The sequence below is a fragment of the Sorangium sp. So ce887 genome, assembly GCF_051521455.1.
Lineage (GTDB): Bacteria > Myxococcota_A > Polyangia > Polyangiales > Polyangiaceae > Sorangium.
This window is the reverse complement of the sequence record NZ_CP150354.1, coordinates 8,844,499-8,862,810: the sequence shown is the minus strand read 5'-3', so window position 1 is coordinate 8,862,810 and position 18,312 is coordinate 8,844,499. Positions and strand designations below refer to the sequence as shown.

The following is an 18,312-nucleotide window of genomic DNA, read 5'->3' as shown; positions in this document are numbered from 1 at the left end:
GAGGGCTCGACCACGAGCGACGCGACGCCAGCCGCACCCGCTTGTCCTCCTTCGCAATCCCATGAAGCACCTGTTGGTTCGCCTCGCCGCCGTGTCGCTCGCGCTGATCCGCCTCGTGGACCGCTGTCCTTCGTACGGGACAGAGGGCAACCCGAGGTAGCCGGCGCTCCGGCTCGAGAGCTCACCTTACCAGGCCAAGCGAACGCGGCCCGGCAGTCCCGCCGGCGACCGCGCGAGGAGAATACCGTCATGGGAACCACGCAGTTCAAGAAGCCGTCGCGCTCGAAGGCGCTCCGCGCCAACCTCGATTACCCGGTCATCGACACCGACCTGCACACCATCGAGTTCGCGCCGATCCTGGAGGACTACATCGCGAAATACGGCGGTGCGAGCGCGGTCGACGAGTTCCGCAAGGCCATCAACCAGGGCTTCGGCTACCTGAGCAACGAGTGGTACGAGCTCTCGCCGGAGCAGCGCGCCGCCCGGCGCGCGACGCGCCCGCCGTGGTGGGCTCTTCCGACGAAGAACACCCTGGACCTCGCGACGGTGTCGCTGCCCCGGCTGCTGCACGAGCGCCTGGAGGAGTCCGGCACGGACTACGCCGTTCTGTTCCCGAACGTCTCCACCTTCGCCACCCACGTGGGCAAGCAGGATCTCCGCCGCGCGCTCGTCCGCGCGGTCAACCACTATCACGCCGACGCTTACCGGCCTTACGCCGACCGGCTCACCCCCGTCGCCGCCATCCCGCTGCACACCCCGGAGGAGGGCGTGGAGGAGATCGAGTTCGCGGTCAACCAGCTCGGCCTGAAGGTCGCGCTCATCCCGGGCAACCTCCGCCGGCCCATCCGGGAGATCGCCGACAAGTATCCGTCGCGCCACCATCCCGACGTCGCGCGGCACGCGAACTGGCTGGATACGTTCGGCGTGGACAGCGAGCACAACTACGATCCGTTCTGGGCCAAGGCGGTCGCGCTCAAGACCGTGTTGACCACCCACTCCGCCGGGATGGGGTGGACGAGCCGCAGCTCGGTCACGAGCTACATGTACAACCACATCGGCCACTTCGCCTCTGCCTCGGAGGCGCTGGCGAAGTCGCTCTTCTTCAGCGGAGTGACGCGGCGATTCCCGGATCTTCGCGTCGGCTTCCTCGAAGGGGGCGCGGCCTGGGGCGCGACGCTCTACGCCGATCTCGTCGGGCACTGGGAGAAGCGCAACGGAAAGGCCGTTCAGAACTACAACCCCGATCACATCGACGCCAAGCTGCTCCATGCGCTGTACAAGGAGTATGGCGGCAAGGAGGTCGAGGCGCGCCTCGGCGACATCAACGCCGTCCTCGGCGGCGCGCTCGGCGTGTCGAACAACTCCCGGCGGCAGCCGCAGGATCCGCGCGCGCTCGACGACTTCGCGGCGGCGGGCATCGAGCGGATCGAGGACATCCGCGATCGCTACGTGCCGAACTTCTACTTTGGCTCGGAGGCGGACGACCCGACCATCGCGTACGCGTTCAACACCAAGGTGAACCCGCTCGGCGTGCAGCTCAACGCCTTCTGGGCGTCGGACAGCGGGCACTGGGATGTTCCGGACCTCACCGAGGTGCTCGCGGACACGTGGAGCCTCGTCGAGCGCGGGGCGCTGACGGAGGCGAACTTCCGCGACCTCGTGTTCACGCACCCGTACAGCTTCTTCGCCGGCAAGAACCCCGAGTTCTTCAAGGGCACCGCCGTGGAGCAGAAGCTCCGGAAGGTAAAGGCGGCCTGACAGGCCGGGCGCCGCGCGGGGCTCTGATCTCATGAGCCCCGCGCGGCGCCGACGCGGAGCCGAGCCTCGAGCTCCGCAGGGCCCTGTAGACCCGCCTGCGACACTCCAATCATGCGTGACGATACAACGAGCTTTCGGGATCGATGGATGACAACGTTTGACCCTTCGAGAAGAGTTTCATGGGCGGCCCTCGCGTGCGGGCTCGTCCTCAGCGCGGGACGGGCACACGCGCAGGGCGCCCCCGGCGCTGCGCAGCCGGCGGCGCCCGCCGCACCCGGCGCAGCGCCCGCCGCACCCGGCGCACCCGGCGCAGCACCCGCCGCACCCGGCGCAGCACCCGCCGCACCCGGCGCAGCGCAGCCGGCCGCACCCGGCGCGGGCTCCCCTCCGGGGGACGCCGCGGCGCCGCAGCCAGGCGCTGGCGCTGCGGCGGCGGAGCCCGCGGCCGAGATACCGGACTACGATCCCAACGAGGTGACGCAGGACGATCTGCGGGGGTTGAGCTCCGATGTAGAAAACTTCAAGTTTCAATGGCAGCGCGAGCAGGACCTGCACACCGCCCGCACGACCCGCGGCCTCCTCATCGGAGGGGTCGTCCAGACGCGCGTCGGGTGGAGCGATGAGCCCGTGAACTCTGCGACCGTGAATGACCGCAGGGTGACCTTCAGCATCGGCGCGGCGCTCCTCTCGTTCAACGGCTCGCTCTATCGAGACTACGAGGAAGGGCGCAACCTGACCTACCAGCTGCGCTTCGGCGCCTCGCCGCAGCAGGCCACGAACAACAGCTTCCTCAACCTCCTCGACGCGCAGATCTCGTACTCTCCGGTCCCCACGATCAGCCCGGAAGAGTCCACCCTCCTGATCACCCTGGGGCAGCAGCTCTTGCCGTTCGGCCTGGAGGTGCCGGCCAACGAGGAGCTCAAGCCGGTCATCACCAACGCCCAGTTCACGAGCAGGCTGGGGCTCGCCCGGCGCGACATCGGGCTGATCATCCGCGGCGACCTGTTCCCTCAGGTCGACTACGGCTACGACTACCGCGTCGGCACGCTGGCGTACGCGCTCGGCGTCATCGACGGGAACGGCCCCAACACGACCGACGACAACACCGAGAAGGACTTCATCGGGCGCCTCGCGTTCACCGTGCCGACCGACTACCACTCGTGGCTCCGGCAGATCACGCTGGGCGGGAGCGTCTATTTCGGCTGGCAGAACACGTTCCTCAAGGACGAGAAGAAGACGCTGTCGGGGAAGGGGATCAAGCGCCGGTACGGCGCCGATCTCTACTACAACCACTTCCCGTTCGGGATCACGTACGAGTTCATCTACGGCCAGGACGCGGTGACGCTCGGCACGACGGCCGAGGACCCGCGGAAGACCGAGCTGCAGAGCGTCGCGCACGTGGCGACGTTCTTCTACAGCTTCGGCGCGCAGTTCCTGAAGAGCATGAGGAACCAGGGGAGGTACGACGACTGGTGGCCGAAGACCTACCAGCCGTTCGTCCGCATCGACACCTTCGATCCGGACCTCGACCAGGCGAGGAGCCGCGTCGACACCTACACGCTCGGTCTCAACGTGTTCTTCGCGGAGACGTCGAAATTTCAGCTGAACTACAACAGGCGAGACGACCGCGCGGACACGCTCGGGGCGGGGAACGAGGTGCTCGCTCAGCTCCAGGGCGGCTTCTAGTCGCCATTTCGCCCGTAGACAGATGCAGGAAGAAGGCACTTCATGAAAAGACTTATCACGATACTGAAGCTCGCTTTTGTGGTGTTCCTGGCGCTCCCGGCGGGCGCGGCCCTCGCGGACGCGCCGAAGGTCATCCGGATCGGGTTCGCCAGCGTCGGCGTCGGCAACCGGCCCGTCGTCGGCGGGAGCAGCCTGAGCGTGGTGCACGGGCGAGGGCTCCTCGAGGAGGAGTTCAAGCGCGACAACGTGAAGATCGAGTGGTCGTTCTTCCGGGGGGCTGGCCCCGCGGTGAACGAGGCCTATGCCAACGGCCTCCTCGACTTCGCGCTGCAGGGCGATCTCCCGTCGACCATCGGGAGGGCCGGGGGGCTGAAGACCAAGCTCCTCGCGGGGACGGCCATCCGGCAGCACACGTACCTGGCGGTGCCCGCCGACTCCCCGGTCACGTCGCTGGCCGACCTGAAGGGGAAGAAGGTCGCTATCTTCAAGGGGACGAACATCCAGCTCGCGATCGCGAAGATCCTCGCGGGGAGCGGGCTGACGGAGCGCGACCTGCGCGTCATCAACATGGACACCGCGACCGCCAAGGCGGCGCTGGCGACCAAGGACATCGACGCTGCGTTCGGTGGGGCCGACCTCCTGTCGCTCAGGGACCAGGGGATCGTGAAGATCGTCTACTCGACAAAGAACCAGTCGCCGACGTTCCTCCGGAACGCTCACCTGATCGTCACCGAGGAGTTCGCGAACAAGTACCCGGACGCCACGAAGCGGGTGGTGAAGGTCCTCGTCCAGGCGGCCCACTGGGTCTCGGAGAACGAGAAGAACCCGGCCGCCGTCTACCAGCTGTGGTCGAAGTCCGGGGTGCCCTTCGCGAACTACAAGGAGGACCACACGGGCGAGTCGCTGAAGGTCCGTTCGAGCCCGCTCTTCGACGAGTTCCTGATCGCCCGCTACAAGAGCGCCGTCGCCGACGCGAAGAAGTTCGGGCTCATCCGGAACACGTTCGACGTCGACGCGTGGATCGATCAGCGCTTCCTGAGGGAAGCGCTCAAGGAGCTGAACCTCGAGCGCTACTGGCCGGAGTTCGACGCGGGCGGCAACCTGAAGCGCCCCGGCAGCTGAGCTCCGCTCGCGCTTCAAAGCCGGATAGCCGAGCGCGACCGCCGCCGTGAGCCAGGCGGCGGTCGCGCTGTGAGAAAGGCACTCAAGAGATGACTCAGTCCACAGTTCACAGCGATCAGCCGGACATTGCGTACAACCTCGCGCCGTCGCGGGCGGCGCTCCCCGGCACGGCGGTCTCGCGGCTCGGGTCGAAGGCGGCGAGCGCGGCGCTCGGGCTCTGCCTCCCGGCGGCGCTCTTCGTCGCGTGGAGCGTGGCGGCGGAGCGCGAGCTCGTCCCGCCGCAGATCCTCCCCGCGCCGGGCGTCGTCTGGGCGACCCTCGTCGATCTCGTGCGCACGGGGGACCTGCCCAGCAACATCGCCATCAGCCTTGGACGCGTGCTCGCCGGGTTCGCCGCGGGCAGCGCCGCCGGCCTGCTGCTCGGCGTCGGCATGGGGCTCTCGCGGCGCGTCGAGGACTACCTGCATCCGACGTTCAAGGCGCTCAGCCAGGTGCCCGTCCTCGGCTGGCTGCCGCTGCTCATGATGATCGTGGGCATCGGCGAGCCGCTCAAGCTGATCCTCATCGCGCAGGCGAGCCTCATCCCGATCGCCCTGAACACGCTCCAGGGCATCCGCGGCGTGCCCCGCTCGTACTTCGAGGTCGCGCGCGTCTATCGGTTCTCGCGCGCGCAGCTGCTCCGCAAGGTGGTGCTCCCCTCGGCGGTCCCCTCGATCTTCGTCGGGATACGGTACGGGCTCACGCAAGCGTGGCTCGCGCTCGTGACCGTCGAGCTGCTCGCGTCGTCCGAGGGGCTCGGGTACCTGATCGTGTGGGGGCGGCAGCTCTTCCAGCTCGACCTCGTGCTCGCGTCGATCCTCGTCGTGGGCGTCGTCGGCCTCCTGCTCGACTCGGGGCTCGGGAAGATCGAGGCGCGCCTCCTCCACTGGCGCCGCGGGGCGGTCTGACCTCTCGCGAGGTGGTCCTATCATGAACTCAAAAGCTCATTTCTTCATCGGCGCGAGGGCGCGCCGGGGTCTGTCGCTCCCGATCGCCCTGCTCGCGGGCTGGACGCTCGCCTGCGCGTATGGCCTCGTCAATACTCACATCCTGGTCCCGCCGCAGGCGGTCTTCGCGGCCGCGAAGGCGCAGCTCGCGAGCGGCGGTCTCCTCGAACACCTGCAGGCGAGCCTCGCCCGGGATCTCGCCGGGTTCACCCTGGGTACGACGCTCGGCCTCCTGGTCGGCGGCGCGATGGGGTTGTCGCGCCTCGCCGACCGGCTGCTCGGCCCGAGCTTCCACGCCGCGAAGCAGGTGGCGCTGTTCGCGTGGATCCCGCTCATGTCCGTGTGGCTCGGGTCCGGCGAGGCCGCCAAGGTCGTCTTCATCGCGCTCGCGGCGTTCTATCCGGTGGTCGTGAACACCCACGAGGGGGTCCGGAGCGTCGGGATAGAGCACATCGAGGTCGCCCGCGTGTTCAGGTTCTCGCGCTGGCAGGTCCTGCGCAAGGTCATCCTTCCGGCGGCCACGCCGTCGATCTTCGCGGGCGTCCAGCAGGCGCTCATCTATGCGTGGCTTGGCACCATCGGCGCCGAGTACCTGCTGGAGCCCGCTCCGGGGGTGGGCAACCTGATGACCGACGGACGCGAGCGGTTCGCCATGGACATCGTGCTGCTCGGGGTGATCGTGACGGGCCTCGTCGGGTTCGGGCTGAACACCGTCGCCTCGGTCGTGGAGAGCCGCCTGCTCCGCTGGCGCGTCCGCAGCGTGTGACAATTCAAGGAGTCGATCATGAGTGAGCCCGAAGTCATCAGCATTCGAGATGTGAGCAAGAAGTACGTCGTCAAGGACGAGGTGCTCCCGGTCCTGGACGGGCTGAACCTGACCATCGAGCCCGGCGAGTTCGTGAGCATCGTGGGCACGAGCGGGTGCGGCAAATCGACGCTCCTCAAGCTGGTCATCGGCCTCGACGACGACTACCAGGGCGAGATCCTCGTCGGCGGATCGCGCGTCCGGGGGACGAGCCTCGATCGGGGCATCGTGTTCCAGGAGCACCGGCTGTTCCCGTGGCTCACCATCGAGCAGAACGTGGCGCTCGGGCTGGAGAACTCGACGTGGTCGAACGACGAGAAGGCGCGGGCCGTCAAGGAGCACATCGTGCTTGTGGGCCTGTCCGGCTTCGAGCGCGCCTATCCGCACCAGCTCTCCGGCGGGATGGCGCAGCGGGCGGCCATCGCCCGCGGGCTCGTCAACAAGCCGAGCATCCTGCTCCTCGACGAGCCGTTCGGCGCGCTCGACGCGCTCACGCGCACGAAGCTGCAGCAGGAGCTCCAGCGCATCTGGCAGCAGGAGGGGATCACCATGGTCCTCGTGACCCACGACGTGGAAGAGGCGGTGTTCCTGGGCGACAGGGTGGTCGTGCTCCAGCCGCGGCCGGGGCGCATCAAGCGCGTCGTCCCCGTCGACGTCCCGCACCCGCGCGATCGGACGGACCACGCGCTGAAGACCATCGCGGACGAGGTGCGCAGCTACATCCTCGAGACGCCGAGAGGCTCGTAGGAGCTCGGGCGGGGCAGGGAGCTCCCTGGCCTCGGGTGGCGCTCTTCCAGGTGATCCTCTGCCGATCGCCGCGATCGCTGACAGTACCAACAGATTCCATTGTTAGTGTAATTCGGGGCGCTGCGGTGCGCGGAGGTGAACGTTCACCGCGGGCAGCCGCCGTGCCGCGCCGGCCCCCGATTTTCCCGGCGGGCCGCGCAATCGCCTCACCGATGCGAGTTGTCGCTTGGCAAGACCGGTTCATCCGTTATAATGGATACGCATCCGTTGGTGAAGTACACGGCGAACGTCTATGACAATACCGCTGCTTGCGCTCCCTCACGTCGGTTCCACTCCAGCATCGGTCCGCGCGAGGGCATTCGTCTTCGAGGACCCGCGATCGCGGGAGCTGCTCGAACGCATCCACCAGCTCGCGCCGAGCGACGCGACGCTGCTGATCACGGGCGAGACAGGGACGGGGAAGGAGATCGTCGCCCGCCACATCCATGAGCTGAGCCGCCGGAACAAGGAGCCCTTCGTCACGGTGAACTGCGGTGCGTGGTCCGAATCGTTGATCGAGAGCGAGCTCTTCGGTCACGAGCGGGGCGCGTTCACCGGGGCGATCGGGGCCAAGGCGGGCTGGTTCGAGTCGGCGGACGGCGGCACGCTGTTCCTCGACGAGATCGGCGATCTGTCGCTGCCGCTGCAGGTGAAGCTGCTCCGCGTGCTGCAGGAGCGCGAGGTCGTGCGGCTCGGGTCGCGCCAGCCGATACCCATCGACGTGCGGCTCATCGCGGCGACCAACGTCAACCTGGAAGAGGCGGTTGTCGCGCGCAAATTCCGCGAGGATCTGTTCTATCGATTGAATGTCGCGACGCTCGCGCTCTCGCCTTTGCGCGAGCGGCCCGGCGACATCCTCGCGCTCGCGCGTTACTTCCTCGACCTGTACACGACCCGGCTCGGCTCCGGCCCCGTCGCGCTCTCGCGGGAGGCCGCAGAGCGCCTGGTCGAGCACCCCTGGCCTGGCAACATCCGCGAGCTGGAGAACGCGATCCATCACGCCCTCCTTGTGTGCCACGGCAGCCGGATCGCCGTGGCCGATCTGCGGCTCTCCACGCTCCAGCCGAAGACGCCGGCGCCGCCGCCCGGCAATGCGCAGCGGAGCTCGCTGGAGGACGCGCTGCTCGACCTCTTCGACCAGAATGTCCCGAACCTCTACGAGCACGTCGAGGAGACGATCATCCGCGCCGCCTACCAGTACTGCGAGCGCAATCAGCTCCAGACCGCGAGGTTGCTCGGCATCAGCCGGAACGTGGTGCGCGCTCGCCTCGCCCAGTTCGGCGAGCTCGCGCGGCGATCGCGCTCGTGCAGCCCCGCCCCTGGCGCAGCCGCGTGCGGGGCGGGCGGCCCTCTCAACCACTCCGGCAAGATCGAGACGGGCGCCCCCGCGGCCGCGCTTGGATGAGCTCAGCACAGGGTCGCGGGGGGCGCCGGGTCGCTTCAGGTGCGGTGGTCTTCATGCAGGAGGAGCGTGACTTGCGAAGCGCGTTTGGGCTCTCTGGCCGCACCCCTGCCAGCCACCGGCGCCGTCCCGGGGCCGCCTGGACGAGCCTCGCGGCGATGCTCGTCGCGCTCGTCCTGCTCGGCTGCTCCAGGGAAGCCTCCGCTCCGGCGGGCGGCGGCGCCGACGGCTACGAAAAGCTGGAGCTCCGCTACGAGGCGGGGAGCGGCGCCGTCTCGTTCCCCGAGCTCGCGGAGGACCTCGGCTTCCTCGCGCCCATCAAGCTGAGCTTCGTCGGCAGCTCCATCAGCGGACCCCACAACATCCAGTCGGTCGTGACGGGAGACACGGATTTCGGCGGGGCGTTCAACGGGGCCGTGATCAAGCTGTTCGCGGCCAGGGCGCCGATCAAGGCGGTGATCGGCTATTACGGCGTGGACAAGGAGGCCTGGAGCGGCTTCTACGTCCTCGACGACAGCCCGATCAAGGGCCCGCGGGATCTCATCGGCAAGAAGATCTCGGTCAACACGCTGGGCGCTCACTCGGAGTTCATCCTGAAGGAGTACCTGCTCAGGAACGGGCTGAGCCGCGACGAGGTGAATCAGGTGACCCTGGTCGTCCTCCCGCCCGTGAACGGCGAGCTCGCGCTCCGGCAGAAGCAGGTCGACGTCGCCACGCTCGGCGGCATCCTGCGCGACAAGGCGCTGGAGCGGGGCGGGGTTCACCCGCTGTTCACGGACTACGATCTCTTCGGCGCGTTCACCGCGGGCAGCTACGTGCTCACGAAGCGGTTCATCCGCGACAACCCGAGGACCGCGCGCAAGTTCGTGGAGGCGGTGTCGAAGGCGATCGACTGGGCCCAGACCACGCCGCGGGAAGAGGTCGTCGCGCGGTTCGAGCAGATCGTCGCGAAGAGGGGCCGGCACGAGGACGGGTACGCGCTGAAGTACTGGCGGAGCACGGGCGTGGCCGGCAAGGGGGGCGTCATCGCGCAGAGCGAATTTCAGGTGTGGATCGACTGGCTGGTGAGGGACGGCGAGCTCAAGCAGGGGCAGGTCGGGCTGGGCGATATCTACACGAACGAGTTCAACCCGTTTTGGAAGGGCGGCCCTTGAAGCGGCCTTTCCCTCGTCGAGGATGGCAGTAGGAGGCGGCATGAGCAACAAGATCGAGTTTCACAACGTGAGCAAGACGTTCGCCGTCAAGGGGCCGTCGGGGTCGAAGGAGGGCGCGCGGTTCACGGCGATCGAGGACCTCTGCCTCGACGTGAGGGCGGGCGAGCTGATGGTCCTCGTCGGGCCGAGCGGTTGCGGTAAATCGACGCTGATCGACCTGCTCGGCGGGCTGTCCAAGCCGAGCAGCGGGAAGCTCCTGCTCGACGGCAAGCCGATCACGGGCCCGGCCCTCGACCGGGGGATCGTGTTCCAGCAGTATGCGCTCTTCCCCTGGAGGACGGCGCTCGAGAACGTCGAGTTCGGCCTCGAGGCCAAGGGCGTCCCGGTGGGCCAGCGCCGGGACATCGCCCGCAGCTACCTGGATCTGGTCAGCCTCTCGGGCTTCGAGGATCGGCATCCACACGAGCTGTCGGGCGGCATGAAGCAGCGCGTGGCCATCGCCAGGAGCCTCGCCTACGACCCGGAGGTGCTGATGATGGACGAGCCGTTCGCGGCGCTCGACGCGCAGACGCGGGAGTCGCTGCAGGCCGAGCTGCTCCGGATCTGGGAGAAGTCGCGCAAGACGATCCTCTTCATCACGCACAGCATCGATGAGGCGGTGTTCCTCGGTCAGCGGGTCGCGGTCATGACCTCCCGGCCCGGCCGCGTGAAGCGGGTCATCGACATCCCGCAGGAGCTCCGGGGCTACGACGACGCGCGGTCGACGCCGGAGTTCGGCCGGCTGCGCCACGAGATCTGGACGCTCCTGCGCGAGGAGGTGCTCAGGGCAGAGGAACAGGAGCGGAGCAAGAAGCTCAAGCTCGCAGTGGAGAGCCGCGCTGTCGCGGTCGCGGTCAATGGCTAGCCTGGAACAATCGCTCGATCTGCGCGAAGAGGCGCAGCCGACGCACCTCCTCTCCGACGTGGGGAGGTGGCTCGGCCGCGCCGTCGCCCGCTCCGGGATCCTGCTCCTCGTGGCCGCCATCTGGGAGACGGCGCCGCGGGTGGGCCTCGTGGAGCCGGCGTTCTTGCCGCCGCTCTCCGAGGTCCTGGCGACCGGGTGGCAGCTCCTCCAGAACGGGCAGCTCCTGAGCCACATCAAGGCGAGCCTGTCGCGCTCCCTGCTCGGCTTCAGCCTCGCGATCGTGATGGGCGTGCCGCTCGGGCTCGCGATCGGGTGGTACAAGGGGGTGGCGGACGCCATCAACCCGCTGCTCGAGGTGCTGCGCAACACCGCGGCGCTCGCGCTCTTGCCGGTGTTCCTCCTCCTGCTCGGGATCGGCGAGGCCTCCAAGGTGTCGCTCGTGATCTACTCGTGCACGTGGCCGATCCTCCTCAACACGATCAGCGGGGTGCGCGGGGTCGATCCGCTGCTCATCAAGTCGGCGCGGACCATGGGGCTCTCGCCCCTCCAGCTGTTCCGCAAGGTGATCCTGCCGGCGGCCGTCCCGACGATCTTCGTGGGTATTCGCCTCTCGGGCGCGTACTCCCTGCTCGTCCTCGTCGCGGCGGAGATGATCGGGGCCAAGGCGGGGCTCGGCTACCTCATCATCTACGCACAGTACAACTTCCAGATCCCGAGCATGTATGTCGGCATCCTGACGATCACGACGCTCGGGCTGGCGTTCAATCACCTGCTCATGCGCGTCGAGCGGCGCTTCACGTCGTGGAAGGTCGCTCCGAAGGAGTGAGCCCGCGGCCGCGCGAGCGCCCCGCGTCGGGGCGCCCTGGCGCTCACCCCCGCACACAGAAAGAGAGGACCACGTGAATCGCATCATCCTGGGTCGAACCGGCCTGGAGGTCAGCGTGCTCGGTCTGGGCGCCGGCGGCGACAGCCGGCTCGGCTCCGGGCGCATCGCCGAGGCCGACTCGCTCCGGCTCGTCCATGCAGCCATCGAGCGGGGCGTGAGCTTCATCGACACGGCGGAGGCGTACGGGACCGAGGCGCTCCTCGGGAAGGCGCTCCGCGAGGTGCCGCGCGAGCGCGTGGTGCTCTCGACGAAGAAGACGACTCGCCTCGATGCGCCCGTGCGGCCCGAGGACGTGGTCTCGTCGCTGCACGCGAGCCTCGGGCGGCTCGGCACGGATCACATCGACGTCTATCATCTGCACGGCGTGCTCCCGCACCACTATGCCGACCTGCGCGAGCGGATCGTCCCTGTCCTCCTGCGCCTGCGCGAGCAGGGGAAGATCCGGTTCCTCGGCATCACGGAGGCGTTCGCCGCCGACCCGTCGCACGCGATGCTAGAGCAGGCGCTTCGAGACGACTTCTGGGACGTCGTGATGGTCGGGTTCAACCTCCTGAACCAGTCGGCGCGGACGAGCGTATTCCCGCTGACGCGGGCGAAGAACGTCGGCACGCTGATCATGTTCGCGGTCCGGCGCGCGCTGAGCCAACCCGAGCGGCTGAGAGAGCTGCTCGCCGACCTGGCAGAGCGGGGCAAGGTGTCGACCGAGCTCGCCGCCGAGGGGCTGGACGGCCTCCTGGAGGGGGAGGACATCTCCTCGTTGCCGGACGCGGCGTACCGCTTTTGCAGAGACGAGCCAGGCGCTCACGTGATCCTGTCGGGGACGAGCAGCGTGGCGCACCTGCTGGAGAACGCACGGTCGATCGACGCCCCGCCGCTGACGGCGAGGGCGCGCGAGCGCCTGATCGAGGCGTTTGCGCGGGTCGACGACGTGTCGGGTCATTGAGGGGAGTGGCCCGCGGCAGGCGAGATGCGGCCTGCGCAGCACGAGCTGCTGACCGCGTGCTCATACCGCAGCAATCGGCGCGCGAAGCCCCGAAAGACCGCGCGGAGACGCCTGGCACGGCGCGTGCGATAGCGGGGAGCGCGGAGTGAGGCGAGGGGGCGAAGACGCGGAGCAAGGCGTCGCCCCGCCGACAACGTCCCGAATAACTCCTTCACCTGGAGCATCCCATGAGTGGACTCAGTCTTTCCTTCGATACACCGCAGCTCGCCCAGCAATACGAGGTCCGCAGCGCCGAGCGGCAGTTCCTCCACGGCCAGCGGCTGATCGCCGAGCTCGGCGTCCGCGCGGGCGAGCACGTGCTCGACGTCGGCAGCGGCACCGGGCTGCTCGCGGAGCACGTGGCGGGCCTGGTGGGGCCGACCGGCAAGGTGCTCGGGATCGACCCGCTCCCCCTGCGGATCGAGATCGCCCAGCGCAAGGCGCGGCCGAACCTGTCGTTCCAGGTCGGGAACGCCTACGCGCTCGGCGAGCTCCCGGCGGGCAGCTTCGATGTCGTGTACCTCAACGCCGTCTTTCACTGGCTCCCCGAGAAGACGGAGCCGCTGAAGCAGATCCATCGCGTGCTCAAGCCGGGTGGCCGGCTCGGGATCACCACGGGCGCGAAGGACCAGCCGAACCGGCTACAGAGCATCAAGAAGCAGGTGCTGTCGAGGGAGCCTTACGCCCGGTACCCGGAGGCCCAGGCCGGCACGCCCCACTGGGTCACGGCGCAGGAGCTGGCTGACCTGCTCAGCGGCGCCGGCTTCACCGCGCAGAGGATCGAGGCCCAGGCGAATGTCCACCATCAGCCCGACGGCAACACCGCCATTGCGTTCTCGCAGGCGAGCTCGTTCGGCAACTTCCTCGGGCACCTGCCCGAGTCGCTGCGGAGCCAGGCCATCGAGGACATCAAGCGCGAGCTCGAGGCCTTCCGGACGCCCGAGGGCATCCGGCTCGAGGGGAAGAGGCTCTTCGCCATCGCGCACAAGCCCGCGTCGCACTGAGCCGGCCTGTCCGTCTGCCGACGGCCGTCCCGCGACGCCATCCCAGTTTGTCCATCGGCCGAATGGCCACGAGGAGAGAGAGCCGCATGAGCGCCCAGGTCAATCCCACAAGCAATGTTCTCGAGATCGTGCCGGTCGCCGGCCGGATCGGCGCGGAGGTGCGCGGCGTGCGCCTCTCGGCCGATCTCGACGCCGCGACCGTCAGCGAGATCCGCAAGGCATGGCTCCGTTACAAGGTGATCTTCTTCCGGAACCAGCAGCACCTCGACGACGGAAGCCAGGAGTCGCTGACCGCGCTGTTCAGCGGCAAGCCCGTCGCGCACCCGACGGTCCCTGTCGTGCAGGGCACCGAGTTCATTCATGAGCTCGACTCGCGGTACGGCGGTCGCGCCAACTCCTGGCACACCGACGTCACGTTCGTCGACGCGTACCCGAAGGCATCGATCCTCCGGGCGCTCGTGGTCCCGCCGTACGGCGGCGACACGGTCTGGGCCAACACGGTGGCCGCGTACGAGGACCTCACGCCCGCGCTCCGCGAGCTCGCCGACAAGCTGTGGGCGGTCCATAGCAACCAGTACGACTACCAGTCACGAAAGCCGAAGTCCTCGGCGGAGGACGTGCGCCGCTATCACGAGGTGTTCACGTCGACCGTCTACGAGACCGAGCACCCCGTTGTGCGCGTCCACCCGGAGACCGGGGAGCGCTCGCTGGTGCTCGGGCACTTCGTGAAGAACCTCGTCGGCGTCTCGTCCCATGACTCCGCGCACCTCTTCCAGGTGCTCCAGGAGCACGTGACGCGCCTCGAGAACACCGTGCGGTGGCGCTGGGCCGTGGGCGACGTGGCGGTCTGGGACAACCGGGCCACGCAGCACTATGCGATCAACGATTACGGCGACCAGCACCGCGTGGTGCGCCGGGTGACGGTGGACGGGGACGTGCCCGTCAGCGTCGACGGTCGGCGCAGCGCCACGCGCAGCAAGGCGCCGCGCGCTTCCTCGACGAAGCGCGAGAGCGCCGGCGCCTCGGCGGCGGCCTCGGCCGAGGTCTGATTTCCCTGTTGTTCGGCTTGGAGGTTCGTGCCGATGGGCACGCCAGGATAGCGGTGATCTCGACATACCGCTGTGCCGACCAGGCTGCATCGACCGCGGGCCGCTGCGGTCATGGCCAGATCGGAGCTGTCGAGAACCCGCCCGCCGCCGGTCGCGTGATGGCATAGAACGTCCAGCCCACCCGCCTCCGCACCCCGAACACCCGCGCCGGTTGCCCCGCGGCGAAGTACTGCCGGGGAGAGAAGATGGTTCCGCGATTGAGCCCGATGGCGCGGGCGAGGCTCCGGTACTCGTTCTCCCTCAGCGCGTTCACGCGCGCATACTGCTGCACGTCATTGTGCCGCGCGCGATACGTCGCGTCGAGGTCCTCGACACCAGTGTAGTGGTTCGCATGGACCACCGATGGATTCGCGCGAGAGCCGGCGAAGATGATCCCGCATCCGTTCAAGCGATCGGTGAGGAAGATGTCGGCGGTGTTATCCAGCTCCATTCGGCATGCCTCCCGCGCGCTCCACGGCAGGTAGGCGGCAGGTCGCGATCTGCGGCCTCGATGGCGATCGACGACGATGGTGTACCGCGGGGGGTGGTCGTCCCGTCGCAGGCAGATGCGCGTGGTCGCGCAGGGGTACTCGCGGACGGTGGGGATCGTCCTGGTGCCACGCCGGGTTCGCGAAACGGGCGGCGCAAACGCCTGGGCGGGCACGAGATCGAGGTTTCCGAGGACCGCGCTCGGATTGGCGAGGAAATCATCCCAGGCGAGATCGGCGCTGGGCCACAGGAGGTAGGTCGCAGCCGCGGCCGTCGCGGCACCCAAGCCCAGCCACCAGAACGCCGGCTGTGCGATCTCATGCTCACCCCCGGCGCCGTCTGCAGGCGGGATCTGTGGCGGCACTCGGGGGCGCGGCGCGGTCGCCTGATGCGGCGACGGGCCCTGGGTTGCGGCGGCCGGCCGCGGCTGCGCCACCGTCGCCGGGTGCGGCGGTCGCGCCGCCGGCGCTGCGGCGGCCGGCCGCGGCTGCGCTACCGTTGCCGGGTGCGGCGGTCGCGCCGCCGGCGCTGCGACGGCCGGCCGCGGCTGCGCCACCGTCGCCGGGTGCGGCGGACGCGCCGCCGGTGCTGCGGTCGGGTTCCAGCGGGAGGACGACATCGCGGGGCGAGATGGTAGGGGGGTGGGCCCAACGCGGCCAAGTCGTCGGCCTCTCCGGCGCCGCTCACCCGATCCGCGGCACCCCGCGGCGCCAGTACGTGTGAAACTCAGAGCAGTCGCGAAACCAGCCCATTCTCATTTCGTGGTCGGTCTCGTTCGCGAGCCATTTGCGGTTGAGCGGCCCGAACGCCCCCTTGACCTCGTCGAGCGAGTCGCGAGCGACCAGCTGCAGCACGGCTCGTATCTCCGCGAAGAACAGCGCCGCGTCCCATCGGTCTCTGAGCCTCGCGGGGCGCTTCGTGTCGTCTTCGAAGACGCCGGCGATCCACTCCTTCATGGTGTAGTGACCGAGGAACGCCTGATAGAGCATGCTCGCGCCGCCGACCTTGAGCAGCACGAACGCATGACCCCAGGAGGGCATCGCCTCCCCGATCGAGATATCCAGTCTGAAGACGCCGTCTCCCAGCTCCCAGGCTCGCTCGAACCCTCCCCAGTCGTCCCGGCGCCCATCACGCATGCTCGGACCATCTTCTCCGGTGAGCACCTCGAACGCCGCGCTCGCGTTCCCCGAACACTGGTCTCCAGAGATGGTGTTGCTCCGCTGCAACATGGCGTCGGCATCAGCGATGGCCCGCAGGTCGGCGAGCGACGGACCGATGGCCACGTTTCCCAGCGGCACATAGGCACGGGCTGGCCGGAACCGATCGGTGCAACTGCCGAACATGGCGTCGAGGATCCACCACCGCTGAGCGACGGCGGGCGCCGGCGCCGTCCGGCCGGCCGGTGCGCCCGCCGCGCGCCGCTGCTGAACCGCCGCGGCGGCGTGGGGTGGCCGCTGCTGGCTCACCGTGGCGGGGTGCGGCGCCTTCGGCTGCACCACCGTCGCCGGGTGAGGCGGCAGCCCCTTGCGTTGCACCACGGTCGCCGGGTGCGGCGGGCGCGCGCCCGCCCCCCGGCCGCCTCCGCCGCCTCGTGTGCCATGGCTCACCGGCGAGCTCCAACCATCGCCGCGTAACGCTGCCGGGCGGCGCCCCCTCGGGCCAAGTTCCCTTCTCCCTCTCCCCCTCCCGCAGCCCGGGCGAGCATCGGGAGCGGGGGAGGGCGGAGCGCGCTCTCATGGGATGGCGAGATGGCGGCGGCGCCCCCCTCCCGGCCCGGCGAGCCCGCTCGCCGCCGGAGAGCGCCACACCGCCGCGACCGATCAGGGTCGGATAGCCGAGAGGGAGCCGCTCGATGAGCTCATCCGCGCGGGCGGCTCTCGTCCGGATACGGCGGATGCGGCAAGCGCGGCGTCGGGCTCGTCCTCTGCGCCGCGCCGGCGCGGAACGCCGGTTGCTCTCCGCAGGTCCGCCATGAAGAGCGCATCCCGAAGAGCCACCCTGATCGCGGCTGCCCTCGGTCTGTCCGGCTGCGTGACCCGCGCCGAGGCCCTGGAGACCAGCGCCAGCGCGCCCCAGCCAGGAGCGAGCCTCCTCCAGTCGCCGGCCTGGGTCGCGGCGCACCTGGATGATCCGAGCGTCGTCGTGATCCATGTCGACCGCGATCGCCGCACGTACGACCGGGAGCACATCCCCGGCGCGCGCTTCCTGTCCGTCGACGCCCTGGCGATCGATCGGGACGTCCCCAACGAGCTGCCTCCGCTCGCGGACGTGAAGGCCGCCTTCGAGCGCGCCGGGGTCGTCGATGGCTCCCAGGTGGTGCTCTACGGCGGGATGGACGGCCTCGCGCCCGCCCGCGCGTTCTTCGCGCTCGACGTCATCGGGCATGGCGATCGGGCCGCCCTGCTCGACGGGAGCCTCGGTGCCTGGCGGGCCGAGGGCCATCCCATCTCGTCGGAGGCCGCGGAGCCTCGGCCGGGCACGCTGACGAGCAAGCCGGAGCCCGAGCGCGTCGTGGACGCGGACTGGGTGGCTGCCCACCTCGACGATCCCGGCGTGGTGCTCGTGGACGCGCGCCCGCCAGACGAGTTCCGCGGCGAAGCAGGGAATGGGGACGTCGCGCGCCGCGGTCACATCCCGACGGCCCAGAACCTCTTCTGGCGCGACTTCTTCGTCGATCGCGACGCGCGCCGCCTGCGCCCCGCCGGCGAGCTGCGCGCGATGTTCGAACGGGCCGGGGCACGCGAGGATCGCACCGTGGTCGTCTATTGCCGCACCGGCATGCAGTCGTCGTTCGCCTATTTCGTATCCCGCTACCTGGGCTACCCGACAAGGATGTACGACGGCTCGTACGTCGACTGGAGCCGGCGCGAGCACCTGCCCGTCGAGCGCGGGCCGGCGCGGCGGGCGCGGGACACCTGAGGCGACGGCGGAGGGGCGCTCCGCTGGGGGCTCGATCTCGGGGCAGGAGGGAGGGCAGCACGAGGTCGGCTGCCGTAAGGAGCTGTCGGCCGCGCGATCTCATGGGATGGCAGGATGGTGCTCTCCCTCCGCCTTTGGGGACCTTGGGTTAGGCACACAAGCCCCCAGAAAGGAGAGCGCCGATGAAGAGAACCATCGGATTGGACGTGCACGCCACCAGCACGACGTTCGCTGTGCTCAGCGAGAGCGGCAAGCGGCTGGGGACGCACGTCGTGGAGACCAACGGACAAGCTCTTGTGGAGCGCCTCAAGACGATCGCTGGCGACACGTACGTGGCGCTG

The 18,312-nt window shown here is 69.1% G+C and carries 16 protein-coding genes; 14 read left to right on the top strand and 2 right to left on the bottom strand.

From position 1 onward, the window contains the following. The first annotated feature begins 249 nt into the window (after positions 1 to 249). The 13 genes from WMF36_RS33090 (at position 250) to WMF36_RS33030 (ending at position 14,524) form a co-directional block, all read left to right on the top strand. Complete coding sequence (locus WMF36_RS33090; RefSeq protein WP_437574770.1) at positions 250 to 1,758, top strand: amidohydrolase family protein; 1,509 nt, start codon at positions 250 to 252, stop codon at positions 1,756 to 1,758. A 474-nt stretch (positions 1,759 to 2,232) separates the two neighbouring features. Further along, positions 2,233 to 3,444 (top strand): hypothetical protein, encoded by a 1,212-nt coding sequence (locus tag WMF36_RS33085; protein ID WP_437574769.1) that lies wholly within the window; start codon positions 2,233 to 2,235, stop codon positions 3,442 to 3,444. A 42-nt stretch (positions 3,445 to 3,486) separates the two neighbouring features. Beyond that, positions 3,487 to 4,566: an ABC transporter substrate-binding protein gene (locus WMF36_RS33080; protein WP_437574768.1), complete on the top strand. Its 1,080-nt coding sequence runs from the start codon at positions 3,487 to 3,489 to the stop codon at positions 4,564 to 4,566. Between the two features lie 89 nt (positions 4,567 to 4,655). Further along, on the top strand, positions 4,656 to 5,513 hold the full coding sequence (locus WMF36_RS33075; RefSeq protein WP_437574767.1) for an ABC transporter permease: 858 nt from the start codon (positions 4,656 to 4,658) through the stop codon (positions 5,511 to 5,513). Between the two features lie 22 nt (positions 5,514 to 5,535). Beyond that, positions 5,536 to 6,318, top strand: a complete 783-nt coding sequence (locus tag WMF36_RS33070) for an ABC transporter permease (RefSeq protein WP_437574766.1) — start codon at positions 5,536 to 5,538, stop codon at positions 6,316 to 6,318. Positions 6,319 to 6,336: 18 nt separating this feature from the next. Continuing rightward, positions 6,337 to 7,104: an ABC transporter ATP-binding protein gene (locus tag WMF36_RS33065; protein ID WP_437574765.1), complete on the top strand. Its 768-nt coding sequence runs from the start codon at positions 6,337 to 6,339 to the stop codon at positions 7,102 to 7,104. 298 nt (positions 7,105 to 7,402) lie between these two features. Then, positions 7,403 to 8,548: a sigma-54 interaction domain-containing protein gene (locus WMF36_RS33060; RefSeq protein ID WP_437581986.1), complete on the top strand. Its 1,146-nt coding sequence runs from the start codon at positions 7,403 to 7,405 to the stop codon at positions 8,546 to 8,548. Between the two features lie 155 nt (positions 8,549 to 8,703). Beyond that, positions 8,704 to 9,699: an ABC transporter substrate-binding protein gene (locus tag WMF36_RS33055; RefSeq protein WP_437581985.1), complete on the top strand. Its 996-nt coding sequence runs from the start codon at positions 8,704 to 8,706 to the stop codon at positions 9,697 to 9,699. A gap of 40 nt (positions 9,700 to 9,739) precedes the next feature. Next, positions 9,740 to 10,603, top strand: a complete 864-nt coding sequence (locus tag WMF36_RS33050) for an ABC transporter ATP-binding protein (protein ID WP_437574764.1) — start codon at positions 9,740 to 9,742, stop codon at positions 10,601 to 10,603. Continuing rightward, complete coding sequence (locus tag WMF36_RS33045; RefSeq protein WP_437574763.1) at positions 10,596 to 11,429, top strand: ABC transporter permease; 834 nt, start codon at positions 10,596 to 10,598, stop codon at positions 11,427 to 11,429. The genes WMF36_RS33050 and WMF36_RS33045 overlap by 8 nt, the downstream gene beginning before the upstream one ends. 73 nt (positions 11,430 to 11,502) lie before the next feature. Further along, on the top strand, positions 11,503 to 12,432 hold the full coding sequence (locus WMF36_RS33040) for an aldo/keto reductase (RefSeq protein ID WP_437574762.1): 930 nt from the start codon (positions 11,503 to 11,505) through the stop codon (positions 12,430 to 12,432). A 227-nt stretch (positions 12,433 to 12,659) separates the two neighbouring features. After that, complete coding sequence (locus WMF36_RS33035; RefSeq protein WP_437574761.1) at positions 12,660 to 13,475, top strand: class I SAM-dependent methyltransferase; 816 nt, start codon at positions 12,660 to 12,662, stop codon at positions 13,473 to 13,475. Positions 13,476 to 13,561: 86 nt separating this feature from the next. Continuing rightward, positions 13,562 to 14,524 carry a TauD/TfdA dioxygenase family protein gene (locus WMF36_RS33030; protein ID WP_437574760.1) on the top strand — a complete coding sequence of 321 codons (963 nt, stop codon included), beginning with the start codon at positions 13,562 to 13,564 and terminating at the stop codon, positions 14,522 to 14,524. A gap of 109 nt (positions 14,525 to 14,633) precedes the next feature. Here WMF36_RS33030 and WMF36_RS33025 read toward each other — a convergent pair whose 3' ends face one another. Further along, positions 14,634 to 15,488, bottom strand: coding sequence for a hypothetical protein (locus WMF36_RS33025; RefSeq protein WP_437574759.1), 855 nt, complete (start codon positions 15,486 to 15,488; stop codon positions 14,634 to 14,636). A 247-nt stretch (positions 15,489 to 15,735) separates the two neighbouring features. After that, on the bottom strand, positions 15,736 to 16,551 hold the full coding sequence (locus tag WMF36_RS33020; protein WP_437574758.1) for a hypothetical protein: 816 nt from the start codon (positions 16,549 to 16,551) through the stop codon (positions 15,736 to 15,738). Between the two features lie 472 nt (positions 16,552 to 17,023). Between WMF36_RS33020 and WMF36_RS33015 the strand changes: the two genes are divergently transcribed. After that, positions 17,024 to 17,971 (top strand): sulfurtransferase, encoded by a 948-nt coding sequence (locus WMF36_RS33015; RefSeq protein WP_437574757.1) that lies wholly within the window; start codon positions 17,024 to 17,026, stop codon positions 17,969 to 17,971. Positions 17,972 to 18,312 lie beyond the last annotated feature (341 nt).

Bases quoted from the DNA above. Each gene is read 5' to 3' on its own strand.
- WMF36_RS33090 (WP_437574770.1), top strand. From the start codon at position 250: ATGGGAACCACGCAGTTCAAGAAGCCGTCGCGCTCGAAGGCGCTCCGC.
- WMF36_RS33080 (WP_437574768.1), top strand. From the start codon at position 3,487: ATGAAAAGACTTATCACGATACTGAAGCTCGCTTTTGTGGTGTTCCTG.
- WMF36_RS33075 (WP_437574767.1), top strand. From the start codon at position 4,656: ATGACTCAGTCCACAGTTCACAGCGATCAGCCGGACATTGCGTACAAC.
- WMF36_RS33070 (WP_437574766.1), top strand. From the start codon at position 5,536: ATGAACTCAAAAGCTCATTTCTTCATCGGCGCGAGGGCGCGCCGGGGT.
- WMF36_RS33065 (WP_437574765.1), top strand. From the start codon at position 6,337: ATGAGTGAGCCCGAAGTCATCAGCATTCGAGATGTGAGCAAGAAGTAC.
- WMF36_RS33055 (WP_437581985.1), top strand. From the start codon at position 8,704: ATGCTCGTCGCGCTCGTCCTGCTCGGCTGCTCCAGGGAAGCCTCCGCT.
- WMF36_RS33050 (WP_437574764.1), top strand. From the start codon at position 9,740: ATGAGCAACAAGATCGAGTTTCACAACGTGAGCAAGACGTTCGCCGTC.
- WMF36_RS33045 (WP_437574763.1), top strand. From the start codon at position 10,596: ATGGCTAGCCTGGAACAATCGCTCGATCTGCGCGAAGAGGCGCAGCCG.
- WMF36_RS33035 (WP_437574761.1), top strand. From the start codon at position 12,660: ATGAGTGGACTCAGTCTTTCCTTCGATACACCGCAGCTCGCCCAGCAA.
- WMF36_RS33030 (WP_437574760.1), top strand. From the start codon at position 13,562: ATGAGCGCCCAGGTCAATCCCACAAGCAATGTTCTCGAGATCGTGCCG.
- WMF36_RS33015 (WP_437574757.1), top strand. From the start codon at position 17,024: ATGAAGAGCGCATCCCGAAGAGCCACCCTGATCGCGGCTGCCCTCGGT.